Annotated in this window: 12 protein-coding genes; 6 read left to right on the top strand and 6 right to left on the bottom strand. The window is 46.6% G+C overall.

The features are described from left to right. The first annotated feature begins 23 nt into the window (after positions 1-23). Complete coding sequence (glpK, locus tag D9A03_RS16640) at positions 24-1511, top strand: glycerol kinase GlpK (protein ID WP_120498327.1); 1488 nt, start codon at positions 24-26, stop codon at positions 1509-1511. Positions 1512-1587: 76 nt separating this feature from the next. On the opposite strand, the gene D9A03_RS16635 is transcribed toward glpK, so the two are convergent. The 3 genes from D9A03_RS16635 to dnaK form a co-directional block, all read right to left on the bottom strand. Continuing rightward, complete coding sequence (locus D9A03_RS16635) at positions 1588-3771, bottom strand: RNA degradosome polyphosphate kinase (protein WP_120498326.1); 2184 nt, start codon at positions 3769-3771, stop codon at positions 1588-1590. Positions 3772-3932: 161 nt separating this feature from the next. Beyond that, a complete protein-coding gene (dnaJ, locus tag D9A03_RS16630; RefSeq protein WP_120498325.1) occupies positions 3933-5069 on the bottom strand; it encodes a molecular chaperone DnaJ in 1137 nt (378 codons plus the stop codon). Between the two features lie 74 nt (positions 5070-5143). Beyond that, a complete protein-coding gene (gene dnaK, locus D9A03_RS16625) occupies positions 5144-7060 on the bottom strand; it encodes a molecular chaperone DnaK (protein ID WP_120498324.1) in 1917 nt (638 codons plus the stop codon). Between the two features lie 285 nt (positions 7061-7345). On the opposite strand from dnaK, the gene D9A03_RS16620 reads away from it, so the two are divergent. Then, positions 7346-7588 (top strand): hypothetical protein, encoded by a 243-nt coding sequence (locus D9A03_RS16620; RefSeq protein WP_120498323.1) that lies wholly within the window; start codon positions 7346-7348, stop codon positions 7586-7588. A 39-nt stretch (positions 7589-7627) separates the two neighbouring features. Next, positions 7628-8236: an alpha-ketoglutarate-dependent dioxygenase AlkB gene (locus D9A03_RS16615; RefSeq protein WP_120498322.1), complete on the top strand. Its 609-nt coding sequence runs from the start codon at positions 7628-7630 to the stop codon at positions 8234-8236. Between the two features lie 109 nt (positions 8237-8345). Here D9A03_RS16615 and grpE read toward each other — a convergent pair whose 3' ends face one another. Together grpE and hrcA are read right to left on the bottom strand one after the other, a co-directional pair. Continuing rightward, positions 8346-8990 (bottom strand): nucleotide exchange factor GrpE, encoded by a 645-nt coding sequence (gene grpE / locus D9A03_RS16610; RefSeq protein ID WP_120498321.1) that lies wholly within the window; start codon positions 8988-8990, stop codon positions 8346-8348. Between the two features lie 79 nt (positions 8991-9069). Further along, positions 9070-10101: a heat-inducible transcriptional repressor HrcA gene (gene hrcA, locus D9A03_RS16605; RefSeq protein WP_120498569.1), complete on the bottom strand. Its 1032-nt coding sequence runs from the start codon at positions 10099-10101 to the stop codon at positions 9070-9072. A 363-nt stretch (positions 10102-10464) separates the two neighbouring features. On the opposite strand from hrcA, the gene D9A03_RS16600 reads away from it, so the two are divergent. Continuing rightward, entirely contained in the window at positions 10465-11616 is a 1152-nt protein-coding gene (locus D9A03_RS16600) for a type III PLP-dependent enzyme (RefSeq protein WP_305778178.1), read from the top strand. Positions 11617-11630: 14 nt separating this feature from the next. Here D9A03_RS16600 and D9A03_RS16595 read toward each other — a convergent pair whose 3' ends face one another. After that, complete coding sequence (locus tag D9A03_RS16595) at positions 11631-12383, bottom strand: metalloregulator ArsR/SmtB family transcription factor (RefSeq protein ID WP_120498320.1); 753 nt, start codon at positions 12381-12383, stop codon at positions 11631-11633. A 111-nt stretch (positions 12384-12494) separates the two neighbouring features. Between D9A03_RS16595 and D9A03_RS16590 the strand changes: the two genes are divergently transcribed. Both D9A03_RS16590 and rph read left to right on the top strand, forming a co-directional pair. Further along, entirely contained in the window at positions 12495-13979 is a 1485-nt protein-coding gene (locus tag D9A03_RS16590; protein ID WP_120498319.1) for an MFS transporter, read from the top strand. 140 nt (positions 13980-14119) lie between these two features. Next, the gene (gene rph, locus D9A03_RS16585) at positions 14120-14839 is read left to right on the top strand and encodes a ribonuclease PH (protein ID WP_120498318.1); all 720 of its coding nucleotides are present in this window, start codon (positions 14120-14122) and stop codon (positions 14837-14839) included. Positions 14840-14849 lie beyond the last annotated feature (10 nt).

Below are 14849 nucleotides of genomic sequence, written 5' to 3'. Positions count from 1 at the left end.
GGGAGTCAAAAAGGGAAGCCGGAATGAACGAAAATCAGCACATTCTTTCAATTGACCAGGGCACAACAAGTAGTCGGGCAATTATCTTTGATGTCAAAGGCAATATCCTGGCAACATCACAGCAAGAGTTCCCCCAAATCTTCCCAGAAGATGGATGGGTCGAACACGATCCCGAAGCAATCTGGTCATCGACGCTAGAAGTTTCCCGCGAAGCCCTGAAATCTGCACAGACCAAAGGCGCAAGCGTTGTGACCATCGGGATTACGAATCAACGGGAAACTACCGTTATTTGGGACAGGTCAACCGGATTACCTGTCTACAATGCAATTGTATGGCAGGATCGACGTACCGCGGAACTATGTTCAAAACTCAAAGAGCAAAATCAAGAAGGCAAAGTAACAGCCAAGACAGGCCTGTTACTTGACCCCTATTTCTCTGCCACGAAAATCGCCTGGATTCTAGATAATGTCGATGGCGCGCGTGAAAAAGCAACCCGTGGTGAACTCGCTTTTGGGACCATCGATAGCTTCCTGCTTTGGCGCCTAACCAATGGTAAAGAACACGCTACAGACGTTACCAATGCGTCCAGAACCATGCTCTATAACATTCATGATCTCAAATGGGATGATGACCTTCTGGAATTGTTTAATATTCCCGCATCCCTTTTACCCGAAGTAAAAGACTCCGCTGCTGATTTCGGCACGACAAATACTGATATATTTGGCTCTCCCATTCCTATTCAGGGTATTGCAGGCGATCAACAGGCGGCAAGCTTTGGGCAGACCTGTTATAATGCAGGCGATATCAAAAGCACCTATGGAACGGGTTGCTTTGTCTTGCTCAATACAGGCGAAAAGCCTCTGGCATCAAAAAATCGACTGCTCACCACCATCGGCTATCGGATTAATGGTAAAACATCCTACGCCCTTGAAGGTGCAATTTTCATGTCTGGCGCAGCAGTCCAATGGCTTCGCGACGGCCTCAAGATAATCAAATCAGCATCCGAAACCGAAGAGATTGCCAAAAGCCTCTCAGACAATAAAGGGGTTTACCTTGTTCCAGCCTTTACCGGCCTCGGCGCCCCTTACTGGGACCCTCATGCTCGCGGCTCAATCTACGGGTTAACAAGAGATAGCGGACCAGAAGAAATCATCCGCGCGACACTGGAAGCAGTTTGTTACCAAACCAGAGACCTTTTTGAAGCGATGGCAGATGATGGTATTGAACCAAAGGCTCTAAAAGTTGATGGCGGAATGGTGGCCAATAACTGGGTCATGCAATTCCTTTCCGATACGCTAAATCTGGAAGTGGACAGGCCTGCTGTCGCAGAAACCACTGCATTGGGAGCAGCTTATCTCGCGGGCCTTCAGCACGGTATATATAAGTCGCTCGACGATATTCAAAAAAACTGGAAGCTGGATCGAAGCTTCACACCAACAATGGATGAAGCCACTAGAAAACAGAATCTTGCGGGCTGGGATCTGGCGATCAAGAAAACTCGATATCAATAGGAAAACTTGCTACTTTGTATTAGGGCTTCTTCGGTTAATATCTAACGTTCACAAAAAGCGGACAATATTAATGGTATTATTTCTTCCGCCGTTTTTTGCTCATACTCTTTTTTAGGGCTTTGCCCCGCCCGGATAAACTTGGGTTTGTCATAAAGAAATTATGGGCACTAAAGCCAACACCAATCGGCTCGATACGTTTGAAAGTCGTATCCTCTTGCATAATCCAGCTCTGCGCTTCGTCCTGTAGATTGGCAAACATTACCTGATCCAGCACCTGTCGCTTTACGGTATCATTTTCAATCGGCACCATCACCTCGACCCGGCGATCCAGATTCCGGGGCATTAAATCCGCTGAGGATATATACACCTTGGCATCAGGAGACGGCAGATCCTGTCCATTACCAAAACAAAAAATACGGCTGTGTTCCAAAAAGCGCCCGATAACACTGCGTACCTGTATGTTTTCTGACAAACCAGCTATACCTGCTTTCAGGCAACAAATCCCCCGAGCCACAATTTCAATCTGCACCCCGGCATTGCTGGCTTCATAAAGGGCATCAATAATATCTGCATCGACCAGACTGTTAACCTTGATCCAAATCGCCGCTGGCTTCCCTGCATTCGCATGTTTGATTTCTGATGAAATCTCTCTTTTGATCCGTTGACGCAAAGTGTTTGGTGCATATTCGAGCTTTTCCATGCCCTTTGGCGCGGCAGATCCGGTCGTGAAATTAAACAAGCAGGCAGCGTCTCGCGCCAGTTTCTCGTCACAGGTAAAGAAACTGAGATCCGTATAGATCTTGGCATTGATCGGGTGATAGTTTCCTGTTCCAAAATGAACATAGGTCTTCATCCCGTCACCATCACGTCGCACAACCATAGACAGCTTGGAATGGGTTTTCAGATCAACAAAGCCATAAACAACCTGAACACCAGCACGCTCCAGATCACGTGCCCAACGAATATTCGCTTCTTCATCAAAGCGTGCTTTCAATTCAACCAGCGCCGTGACCGATTTTCCAGCTTCTGCAGCATCAATCAACGCACGGACGATTGGTGACTGATTTGATGTCCGATAGAGTGTCTGCTTGATGGCAATAACCTTTGGATCACGAGCAGCCTGTTTCACAAACTGGACAACAACATCAAAGCTTTCGTAAGGGTGATGAACAATGAAATCCTTGGCCCTGATCGCGGCGAAACAATCCCCACCAAAATCTTTAATTCTTTCTGGAAAACGAGGTGTATAACTTTCGAACAGAAGATCGTGCCGCGAAGAAACAATCATCTGGGATACATCGGAAATACCCAGCATACCAGCCAAGACAAAAACATCGTTATCATTGACCAAATGATGCTTTGTCACAAAAGCACGCAAACCTTCCGGCATAGATGCATCAACCTGAAGCCTGATAACAGAACCCCGACGGCGACGGCGCAGCATGGTTTCAAAAGTTCGAACCAGATCTTCCGCTTCCTCATCGACCTCTACATCCGAATCTCTCAATATGCGGAAGAGCCCATCCCCTAAAAGCTTAAAATCCGGGAATAATGTATCCATAAACATACGGATAACATTTTCCAGAGCAATAAAACGGTCCTGATTTCCCGGTAATTTAACAAAGCGTTTGATGTTATGAGGAATGGGAACAAGAGCATTAATCAAGTGATTATCCTGATTTCGAGAAAGCTCTAGTGCCAAAACCAATCCCTTATTCGGAATAAAAGGAAATGGATGAGCAGGGTCAACTGCCAAGGGCGTCAAAGCAGGAAAAACCTGTGTCTGAAACCATGATGTCAGCCACTCCTTTTCGTCCTGTTTCAATTCATCCGGGTTTAAAAGAAAAACGTCCTTGGCCCGGAGCCTGGTAAACACATCTTGCAAAGCAATCTGTTGCTGCTGCATCAGGCGCCCTGCCTGAAGTGAGATCTCCTCTAATTGTTCTGCCGGTGTCAGGCCATCCTGACTGAGCTTCGTAACACCAGCCGCGACCTGTCCCATCAAACCGGCAACACGCACCATGTAGAACTCATCTAGATTACTTGCAGAAATCGAGGCAAAGCGCAGCCGCTCCAACAGAGGGTGCTGGGAATTACTTGCTTCTTCCAACACTCTAAAATTAAATGCTAACCAAGACAGTTCACGATTAATGAAGCGCTTGGGCGATTTCTTAGCCAGCCAATCACAATCAGGATGATCAGTTTCCTTTTTATGCTTTTCAATCCCCTCATCCGGAAGGTCAACAGCCAGATCATCCATCATAAATTCCTAACCTCATACACAATCAGATTGATTGCCTTAACAAGGTTAGGTTTCATTTTCGTGTCAGATTAACCAAAGGAATCTGACAATCAACATTCAAAGAAAAAGCCTGTCAGTGATGTCGCTGACAGGCTTTTTCTTATTATAACATCTGATCTTTATTCCGTCAGATCTTCCCAAAACTCTTTTACGCGCTTAAAGAAACCAGAACTGAGGGGTGAATTATCCCCACTCTCTTCTTCGAATTCACGCAACAGCTCTTTCTGGTGTTTTGTCAGGTTAACCGGTGTCTCCACAGTGACCTCAACATACATATCACCGCGAGAACTTGATCTTAGGACAGACATTCCCTTATTCCGCAAACGGAACTGCTGTCTGCTCTGTGTGCCATCCGGAATAGAGACCTTCGCTCGGCCACCGTCAATCGTTGGCACTTCGACAGAACCACCCAAAGCAGCCTGTGTCATCGAAATGGGAACACGACAATAAATATCTGCGCCTTCGCGTTGGAAAATTCTGTGTGGTTCGATGGAAAGGAAAATGTAAAGATCCCCGGGCGTTCCGCCACGGGCACCCATTTCGCCTTCACCAGCCAAACGAATGCGATTACCTTCTTCCACACCTGCCGGAATGTTTACCTGAAGGGTTTTTTCTTTTTCCACGCGGCCAGAACCGTGACAGTTTCCGCAAGGATTTTCGATAACTTTACCGACACCCTGACAACTGTGACATGTTCGCTCAACAGTAAAGAAACCCTGTTGCATACGCACACGGCCATTACCCTTACAGGTACCACAGGTTACCGGGGATGATCCCTTTGCAGCACCACTCCCGTCACAGGAATCACAAGAAACTGCACTTGGAATGCGAATCTCGGCTTCTTTCCCTGTGTAAGCATCTTCCAGAGAAATTTCCATGTTATAGCGAAGGTCGCCACCACGCTGGGACCCGCCAGCAGATCGGCCGCCACCGCCGCCAAAGCCGCCAAACATTTCTTCGAAGATATCAGCAAATCCACCGCCGCCGAAACCGCCGCCACCAAAGCCACCGCCAGCACCTGCGCCACCGTTTTCAAAGGCAGCATGGCCGTAGTTATCATAGGCTGCGCGCTGCTGGTCGTCCTTGAGAACGCCATAGGCTTCGTTAATTTCTTTGAATTTTTTTTCCGCTTCGGCATCATCCGGATTGCGATCCGGGTGGTATTTCATCGCCAATTTGCGGTAGGCCGATTTCAACTCTTTGGCATCTGCCGAACGTGAAACCCCTAAGACCTCATAGAAATCCTTTTTGGACATCAGTGTAATTTTCCCTCATCAGAAGGTGAAAAGGGGCTGGCAACTCTGCCAGCCCCCTGAAATCCAAAACCGCCTTAAGCGCTTTTGCTGTTCTTCTCGTCATCAACTTCTTCGAAGTCTGCATCGACAACACCGTCGTCAGCCGCTGCTTCAGAAGCCGCTTCCGCAGCACCTTCTGCGCCTTCGGCACCAGCATCAGCATACAGTGCTTCGCCAAGCTTCATTGACGCCTGACCAAGGGCTTCCATCTTGGCGTTGATCTCTTCAGCATCATCGCCTTCAAGCGCTGTTTTCAGCTCTGCGACAGCAGCTTCGATAGAAGCTTTTTCTTCGTCGGAAATCTTGTCGCCAACTTCACCAAGTGTTTTCTCTGTCTGATGGATCAGGCCTTCCGCCTGGTTTTTCGCTTCGACAGCTTCACGGCGTGCTTTATCTTCTTCAGCATTTGCTTCGGCATCACGAACCATCTGATCAATGTCAGCATCGCTCAAACCACCAGACGCTTCGATACGAACAGACTGTTCTTTACCAGTTGCTTTATCTTTCGCACCAACGTTAACGATACCGTTGGCATCAATATCAAAAGTAACTTCAATCTGTGGGACACCGCGTGGCGCACCAGGAATACCTTCAAGGTTGAACTGACCAAGAATTTTGTTATCTGCAGCCATTTCGCGCTCGCCTTGGAACACACGAATTGTCACAGCACTCTGGTTGTCTTCGGCTGTAGAGAAGGTCTGGCTCTTCTTCGTCGGGATTGTTGTATTACGATCAATCAGTTTTGTCATAACACCGCCCAGTGTCTCAATACCAAGAGACAATGGTGTCACGTCAAGAAGAAGAACGTCTTTCACTTCACCCTGCAGAACACCTGCTTGAATAGCAGCACCAGTCGCCACAACTTCATCAGGGTTCACACCACGGTGTGGTTCTTTGCCAAAGAAGTCCTTAACGGTGTCATGGACTTTTGGCATACGAATCATACCACCAACCATGATGATTTCATCGATGTCACCAGCTTTCACACCGGCATCTTTCAACGCAGCTTTAACAGGCCCCATTGTGCGCTGGATCAAATCATCAACCAATGCTTCCAGCTTCGCACGTGTTAGCTTGACGTTTAGGTGTTTAGGACCAGATGCATCAGCTGTGATAAACGGCAAGTTCACTTCGGTCTGTGTAGAAGAAGAAAGCTCGATCTTTGCCTTCTCTGCAGCTTCTTTCAAGCGCTGCAGAGCTAGCGTATCGTTACGAAGGTCGATACCCTGTTCTTTATTAAATTCTTCTGCCAAGTAATCAATGATGCGGCTGTCGAAATCTTCACCACCAAGGAATGTATCCCCGTTTGTTGATTTCACTTCAAAGACACCGTCACCGATTTCAAGTACGGATACATCGAAAGTACCACCACCAAGGTCATAAACAACAACGGTACCAGAGCCTTTTTTGTCCATACCATAAGCAAGAGCCGCAGCTGTTGGCTCGTTGATGATACGTAGAACTTCAAGACCAGCAATCTTACCGGCATCTTTTGTTGCCTGACGCTGAGAATCGTTGAAGTAGGCTGGAACAGTGATAACAGCTTTAGTTACAGGCTCACCAAGATAGCTCTCGGCAGTTTCTTTCATTTTCTGCAGAATGAAAGCAGAAATCTGTGATGGGCTGTATTTTTCGCCGTTGGCTTCGACCCAGGCATCACCATTGTCAGCTTTAACGATATTGTATGGAACGAGGTCCATGTCTTTTTTCGTCAGCGGATCGTTGAAACGACGACCGATCAAACGCTTGATCGCAAAAAGAGTATTTTCTGGATTTGTAACTGACTGGCGTTTAGCTGGCAGCCCGACAAGGCGCTCTTCCGCTGTAAACCCAACCATGGAAGGTGTTGTACGTGCACCTTCAGCATTTTCAACAACGCGGACGTCTTTGCCGTCCATAATAGCGATACAGGAGTTTGTGGTCCCTAGATCAATACCAATAACTTTGCTCATGTTTATTCCTCACACTTAATATAGCAAACCGATTTGGCAGCCTTGATGCCAAGCACTGCCGGCTGGTCCCTTTTGAGGGGTGAACCCTTCTTCTGGGCTCACGGAGTATATATGCAGCCAGAGCCTGGACTGCAAGGAGCAATATGCCTAAAAAAATAAGGTTTTTCAGAAAAGTTAAATTACATTATGAATCAATAGATTAGTGATATAATAATTTTCCTCTCGCCTTTATCATTAAACCTTTTTGGTGAATCATCGCGCGAATATTCCGGGAATTTAGCAGTAATGAACTCAAAAAATACCAGAATCAGCCCCAATATACGAACAATGGTCAAGTGGATTGCCGTTGGAGACGTTTTGTTTGGAATCGCTGTCATGCTCACAGCGCACTATGTTCTTAAGAATGAAATTGTTCAGTGGTTTGGTCTCGCAGTAACGCTCATTGGCGGATTGCTCTTCCTCACAATGCGATTACTTGAAAAACGGCAAGCGCGAATCATCAATCCGCAAGATGACTCTCAAGATTAATCCTGAACCACAACGCAGTGACAAATTGGCAATAATAAAATGATCGCCGGTTTTGAATATCATCCGGAATATCTAAGCCGGGAAGAACAAGAAAATCTCTTGGCTGAAATTCGCGAGATGATCAGAACAAATCCGCTCTTCCAGCCATCAATGCCTAAAACGGGGAAACCCTTTTCAGTCGCCATGACATCATTTGGCTCTCTTGGCTGGGTATCTGATAAAACTGGCGGCTATCGGTATCAAGATTTCCACCCTGTCACCAAACACCCCTGGCTTCCCATTCCGGAAAAATTGCTTTCAATCTGGTCTGACTTGACCAATTATCCAGAACTTCCTGAATGTTGCCTGTTAAATTACTATCAAACCGAAAAAGCAAAAATGGGTTTGCATCGGGATCAGGATGAACAGGATTTTGATGCTCCTGTTCTTTCTATATCACTTGGGGACAGTGCTCTCTTTCGCCTTGGCGGCCTCACACGAAAAGGGCCAACAACCTCAACCAAGCTGAATTCTGGCGACATTGTCATTCTCGGCGGCGAAGCCCGAAATGCCTATCATGGTATTGATCGTATTCTATACGGTTCAAGCCAGCTGTTGAAAAATGGCGGGCGCATTAATCTCACGCTGCGGAGAGTCACCAAAACCTAGGTATCTCTTTCCTTTGTCCTTGAGCAAGTCATCATAGAGCAAGACCCTATGAAACAAAAAAGCCGATACTTTCTGTATCGGCTTTTTAAATATCAAACAGCGTAAAAAACTAAGCTGTCGTATCGACTTTTTCTGCTCCGGCAACCGGGCCACCTTTGGCAACACCAACGCGTGCTGGTCTTAGCAATCGATCATGCAGGCGGAAACCTGGCTGAATAACCTGCACAATCGTTCCTTCCGGCTGAGAAGGATCAGGAATTTCAAACAACGCTTCATGGCTGTGCGGGTCCATGCGGGCGCCCATTGCCTCGACTTCAGTAATATTATGCTTTTCAAAAACCTTGAGCATTTCACGATTGGTCATTTCAACACCATCGCGAAGTGTTTTAAGATCTTCGTTCCCTTCAGCTGCTTCTTCTGAAACAGCTGACAATGCACGTTGAAGATTATCCATGACACCGATCAGATCTGTTACCAGCTTTTGCGGTGCGTACTTGATGGCATCTTCTTTATCACGGCGTGTGCGATTACGCAGATTTTCCATATCTGCCATTGTACGCAACAGCTTGTCAGTCAGCTGTGCGTTCTGTGCATCAAGTTCAGCAACTCTTACGGCGTCTGACTTGGCTTCCTCAGCCACAGCACCAGTATCAATGGTCGTTTCATCGGCTGCTTCTTCATTTACAAGATCATCAGGAATCTGATCTTCAGCAACAACATTCTCTTCCGGATTTTGTTTTTCCGTTTCGGACATTTTCCGCTAACCAATCTTCTTTTTCAAATTACCAGCTTTGGGATATCACAGGATTTCGGCCTTGTTTACCCAGCTATTCTCATCCAACCATTCGACCAAGTATTTTGGCAGTGTAATCCACCATCGGAATGATTCGGGCATAGTCGATCCGCGTTGGACCAATGACTCCGATCGCCCCGACAACCTGTTGTCGAGTATTTTTATAAGGTGCCATTACTACAGAACACCCTGCTTGGGCAAACAATTCATTTTCAGACCCGATAAAGATCTGAACACCCTCGGCCGTTTTTGTCATTTCCAACAGACGAACCAAAGACTCCCGTTTTTCCAATGCAGAGAACAGATGGCGTACCCGCTCCAAATCTTCAAGGGCATTTATATCGTCGAGTAACTGAGCTTGTCCTCTGACAATCAACGCGCCATTAGAGCTGCCATTAATATCTTCTGCCCAGGTTGCCAATCCCAATTCGACAACTTTCTGTGAAAGCTGATCCAGCATGGCCTGATGTTCAGTGAGTTCGGTTTGAATTTCCTGGATCGCCTCTTCCAATGTGCGCCCGATCAGACGCGCAGCCAAAAAATTCGATGCCTCCACAAGAGCAGAAGGCGGCAACCCCAAGGGGATATCAACAACTCTGTTTTCAACAGATCCTGAATCAGACACCAGCACAACCAAGGCCCGTCCAGGCGCAAGAGATACAAACTCGATATGCTTTAAAGGCTCAGATAACTTAGGGGCAACAACCAACCCTGCACACTGGGAAAGGCCGGATAGCATACCGGTTGCCTCTTCCAATAGCTGAGGCATAGATTTCCCACCGGCTGCACATTGTGCTTTTATCTGGCTGCGCTCATCTTTGCTAAGGTTCCCGTGTTCCAGCAAACCGTTCACATAGAGCCGCAGTCCCACATCAGTTGGCAATCGCCCCGCAGAGGTATGCTTGGCAAATAAAAGCCCCATATCCTCAAGATCAGCCATGACATTACGAATTGTTGCAGGGGACAGATCCATACCCAACTTACGCGACAATGTTCGGGATCCGATAGGTTCACCAGTTTCAACATAAGCATCAACCACCAGGCGGAAAATTTCGCGAGAGCGATCATTCATACCAGCAATTGCACCGGATATCAGGGATGTCTCATTAAATTTCACAGAATTATCCTTTGAATTCCCTTACCGTTAAACAAGCGATCCTTATCCACCCATTTGCATAGCAATAATTTAGTTACCCTCAAAGCCCCGGTCAATGCCTCAGACAATGCTAAGCCAATACATGAGGTAATACTGAGCCAATACCGGGGCATCTCAAAACTATCGCTTGCATCAAAACCATATACCTCTTAAAGACTCTTTGAAATTAATGGCCTCGCTTGTGAAAAGCATAGATAAGGATTCTGTTTAACATGGACTAAGCCTGAACCAGATTCTGGAAGGGCTTGGATAATTCTGCCAGAAATAGCGATTGATTATATGGGTACTGGTTCTCTGATGACAAAACTGGATACATTTTTCGCGCAGAATTCCTTTGAGGAACCACATCTGGTCATTGACCTTGATAAAGTCGCAAGCAACTTCACTAATTTGATATCCGCACTACCAAAAGCCACAGTTTACTATGCCGTAAAAGCCAATCCGGAACCCCAAATTCTATCCCGTCTCAAAGATCTCGGTTCATACTTTGATACCGCAAGTATAACAGAAATCAAACTCTGTCTCTCGCTTGGTATTCCTGCCGAATATATCTCTTTCGGAAATACCATAAAAAAACAAGGTGATATAAGTCAGGCTTTTGAACTTGGTATTCGAAGTTATGCTTTTGATAGCGAAGAAGAGCTGCAAAAAATAGCCCGTTTGGCCCCTGGCTCTGACATTTATTGCCGTGTTCTGGTTGACTGTGCCGGTGCCGACTGGCCCCTCAATCACAAGTTCGGATGTTCTACAACAATGGCCAAGGAGCTATTGCTGAAATCAGCCGATCTTGGTTTACAGCCAATCGGACTTTCATTTCATGTAGGATCACAGCAAACACAAACAAGTCAGTGGGATAATGCCCTACATCAAATTCAGGGTCTTTATAAAAACCTGAAAGAACAGGGTATTGAACTCTCTACACTCAATATGGGTGGCGGCTTTCCAACTGCCTACAATGCGAATGTACCCTCCATCGCGCAGTACGGCGAAGCTCTCACCATTGCGTTGGAAAAGCATTTCGGTGCCAACAGTCCAAGAATCATTATTGAACCTGGCCGCTATATCGTCGGTGATGCTGGCGTTATCGAAGCTGAGGTCATTTTAGTCTCGCGCAAGAATGCCGGAGATGAAAAGCGCTGGGTGTATCTGGATATTGGTATTTTTTCGGGCTTGGCTGAATGTCTTGATGAAGCTATCAAATATCCTGTTACAGTGGTTGGAAAAGAAGCAGATACCAAGCTTGGACCTGTCATTCTCGCCGGACCCAGTTGCGATAGCGTCGACATACTCTATGAGAAATTCAATTATCAGCTTCCACTCGATCTGAAATCCGGTGACAAAATTCGTATCCACGCAACAGGCGCCTACACAACCACCTATTCTTCCATAGGTTTCAACGGCTTCCCGCCATTGAGTTGCAGCTGTATATAAGCTTGGATTAGCTCCTATTCCTCAACAATCAAGTAACGAGCTTGAGGTGAAGGATTTTTTACTGGCTCTTTCTCAGAAACTTTATCTTTCTCGAATTGATTTGATTCTCTTGAATCTTTAGGTCGAATGAAATAGCTACAACGGTGCCCACCTTCTAACAGATATTCTGCACGCTCCACCTCAACATCAGGTCCCAGAACTGCTCTGAAAACAGATAGCTCGGCCCTGCAAAACCCTTGGCAAATTGTTGCTGCAGTACAAATGGGGCAATGATTTTCAATGAACAGGAAACCGCCGTCATTATCCGCTTCGGCTGATGCCATATACCCTTCCTGCTCTCGTAGTACGACCAGTTTTTGCACGCGATCTTCAAGGGATGATGCTTCTGAAAGCGCCTGTGTATAGCTTTCAAGAGTCTGTTGCTCGCGATAATTCACCAGCTGATCTACCCCCTGATCACCGAACACAGCGCGGGCACTTTCAATTAAATCCCTTGTTAAAAGCGCGTGGGAATCACCAAAAGCATTATGGGACTCCGCAGTTAACTCCCAACTCACAGCGGGTCGCCCTGCTCCCGATGATGCTCTGGATGACGTAACATCTACAATTGCCTTTTGGATCATACCTTCCACAGACATGCGTTTAAGATGTTGCCGCATACCTATTGCTGTCATTGACAATTCTTTTGCCAAATCAACTGCTTGCATAGCTCCACGTGCTTTTAGAAGCGCCAGGATTGCATCTTCTGTCTTTGCATTTTTTTTCATGAAGGCAGAGTATAGTCTATAAAATCAATTAAAAAAAGTATTTGCTTTTTTAATTGTTCAAACTAGAAATTAATAAGGAAAGAAAAAACTTTTTTATTTAAGGTTCTCGCAATGGCCACTCACATTCCGACAGAAGCAATCACGCCAAAAGCTTCTACTAACAATACAAAAATGACACGACAGAATATTCTGCACCTTGTCATCGTTTGCATGGGTGTGGCGCTTTATGCCTTAAACAGTTTGATCACCTCAACGCTCCTACCTTCAGCTGTTGACGATCTTAACGGGTTGGAATTTATCAACTGGTCCGCCCTGCTCTACACCACTGCCGCCATGATTGCCTCTCTCGCTACGGGTACAACAAAAACCAGGATAGGTGGCAGAGCAATTCTTTCAATCGGTGGCTCTGTCTTTGCTGTTGGCTCTCTTTTGGTTAGTTTATCTCCATCCATGGAAATGTTCCTGCTCTCTCGCATTGTTCAAGGCGTAGGGGGTGGTTTGGTTCTCGCCAGTTGTTATACCGTGATCGCTGATCTCTTTCCTCGCCATCTATGGCCAACGGTTTTCGCCATGGAATCAGCGGTCTGGGGCATTGCCTCTGTCGGAGGTCCCCTTGCCGGCGGAATCTTTGCGCAAACAGTAGGCTGGCGGGCAGGTTTTTATATCATCACAGTTTGTGCATTCCTGTTTGTAATTCTCGTACGCAGCAACTTCCCTAAAAAGGAAACCAATACCGCGTCCCGCGAAACAGAGATAAAAACCTCTCTACCCTTTTTCAGGCTCGGGCTTCTGGGATCGGCAGTTTTGATTATCGCAATGGGAAACCGGGAACCTGATTATGCCTGGGCCTTTCTGATTATTGGACTGGTTTTATTAGGATACCTTCTTCACAGGGATAAAAAATCAAACTCTTCTCTGCTACCAAAACACGGTCTCAGCCTCTTCACCGTCGCCGGCACAGGAGTCATGATCATTTTCCTCGCGATGGTTTCCTCTATATCATTCATGGTTTATGGTCCCTATATCTTGCAAAAAGTTCATGGATTTTCTCCTCTAGCCGCAGGGTTTATGGTTGCGTTGGAATCAATATCCTGGACAGCTGCAGCCCTGATCTGCGCGAGGCTCCCACAAAATAATCGGTGGCGTTTATACCTTATTCCCACAGGCGTTTTCACGGCATTCCTCGGTTTATTTGGTATTGCCTTATTCCTTTACGGCGGCCCTCTTTGGTCTTTGACAATTTCAATATTTCTGGCGGGGGCTGGCTTTGGTATTTTTTGGGCTGATTTGTCATCTGTCATCATCGAATCAGGGCCAATCGATGAACAGGACAAACGTTCAGGTGCTATCCCAACTCTTCAGATGTGTGGCGGCGCCCTTGGTCCTGCAATCGCGGGTATACCAGCCGCAGTAATTGGCTTTCAGGATGGTGCCAACCATCAGGTTGTAGAACAAACTGCCTATTGGGTTCATGCGATCTTCTTGCCTGTTCTTTTCATCGCCAGTCTATTGGCTATCTATCTCGTCAAACTGAAGAATAGAGATAGTGCAAAAATAGTAAATCTTGCGCCCGAAACATCCTCTGAAAAATCATAAATTTCGATGTCTCATAATCTTTCACAAAGAAATAGAAATCCTTCTGAAGGCCTGATCACGCTGAACACACCAATCCTACTGGACGTAGAGGGAACCATAAGGTAGTTTCCGCCCAACATCTATAATATCGAGGGCATATCATGCGTCCATCAGGCCGTACTCCTGACCAAATGCGTCAGATCACCATTGAAACTAACTTCAGCAAGCACGCCGAAGGTTCTTGTCTCATTAAGTTCGGCGATACGCATGTGCTCTGCACTGCATCAGTCGAAGACAGCACACCACCCTGGCTTCGCAATTCCGGGAAGGGGTGGATCACTGCTGAATACGGCATGCTACCCCGCGCAACACACAGCCGTTCAAGCCGTGAAGCTGCGCGTGGCAAACAATCTGGTCGCACTCAGGAAATCCAACGCTTGATTGGTCGTTCCCTACGTGCAGTTGCCGATATGTCAGGTTTTGGCGAACGTCAGATCAAAATTGACTGTGATGTTCTACAGGCCGATGGGGGCACACGTACAGCTTCTATTACCGGGGGTTTTGTTGCTCTTCATCTCGCATTCCAGCACATGAAAAAACTTGGTATGATCGAAGAAATTCCGCTGACAGACCATGTTGCAGCCATTTCATGCGGTATTTTCGAAGGCACTCCCGTTCTGGATCTCGATTATCCCGAAGATTCCAATGCCCAGGCTGATTCAAATTTCGTCCTCACCGGCGGTCTCGGCGTTGTCGAAATTCAGGGCACAGCTGAAGAAAAACCTTTCTCTCGTGACGAGTTCAATGCGCTGCTTGACCTTGCGGAAAAAGGCGTATCCGAACTTGTAGAGCTACAGAAGCAAGCAATAGCAGGCGAATAAGACAAACAGG

Source organism: Kiloniella sp. EL199, assembly GCF_900313065.1.
In the GTDB taxonomy this organism is placed as follows: domain Bacteria; phylum Pseudomonadota; class Alphaproteobacteria; order Kiloniellales; family Kiloniellaceae; genus Kiloniella.
This window is presented reverse-complemented; position numbering and strand designations above follow the sequence as displayed.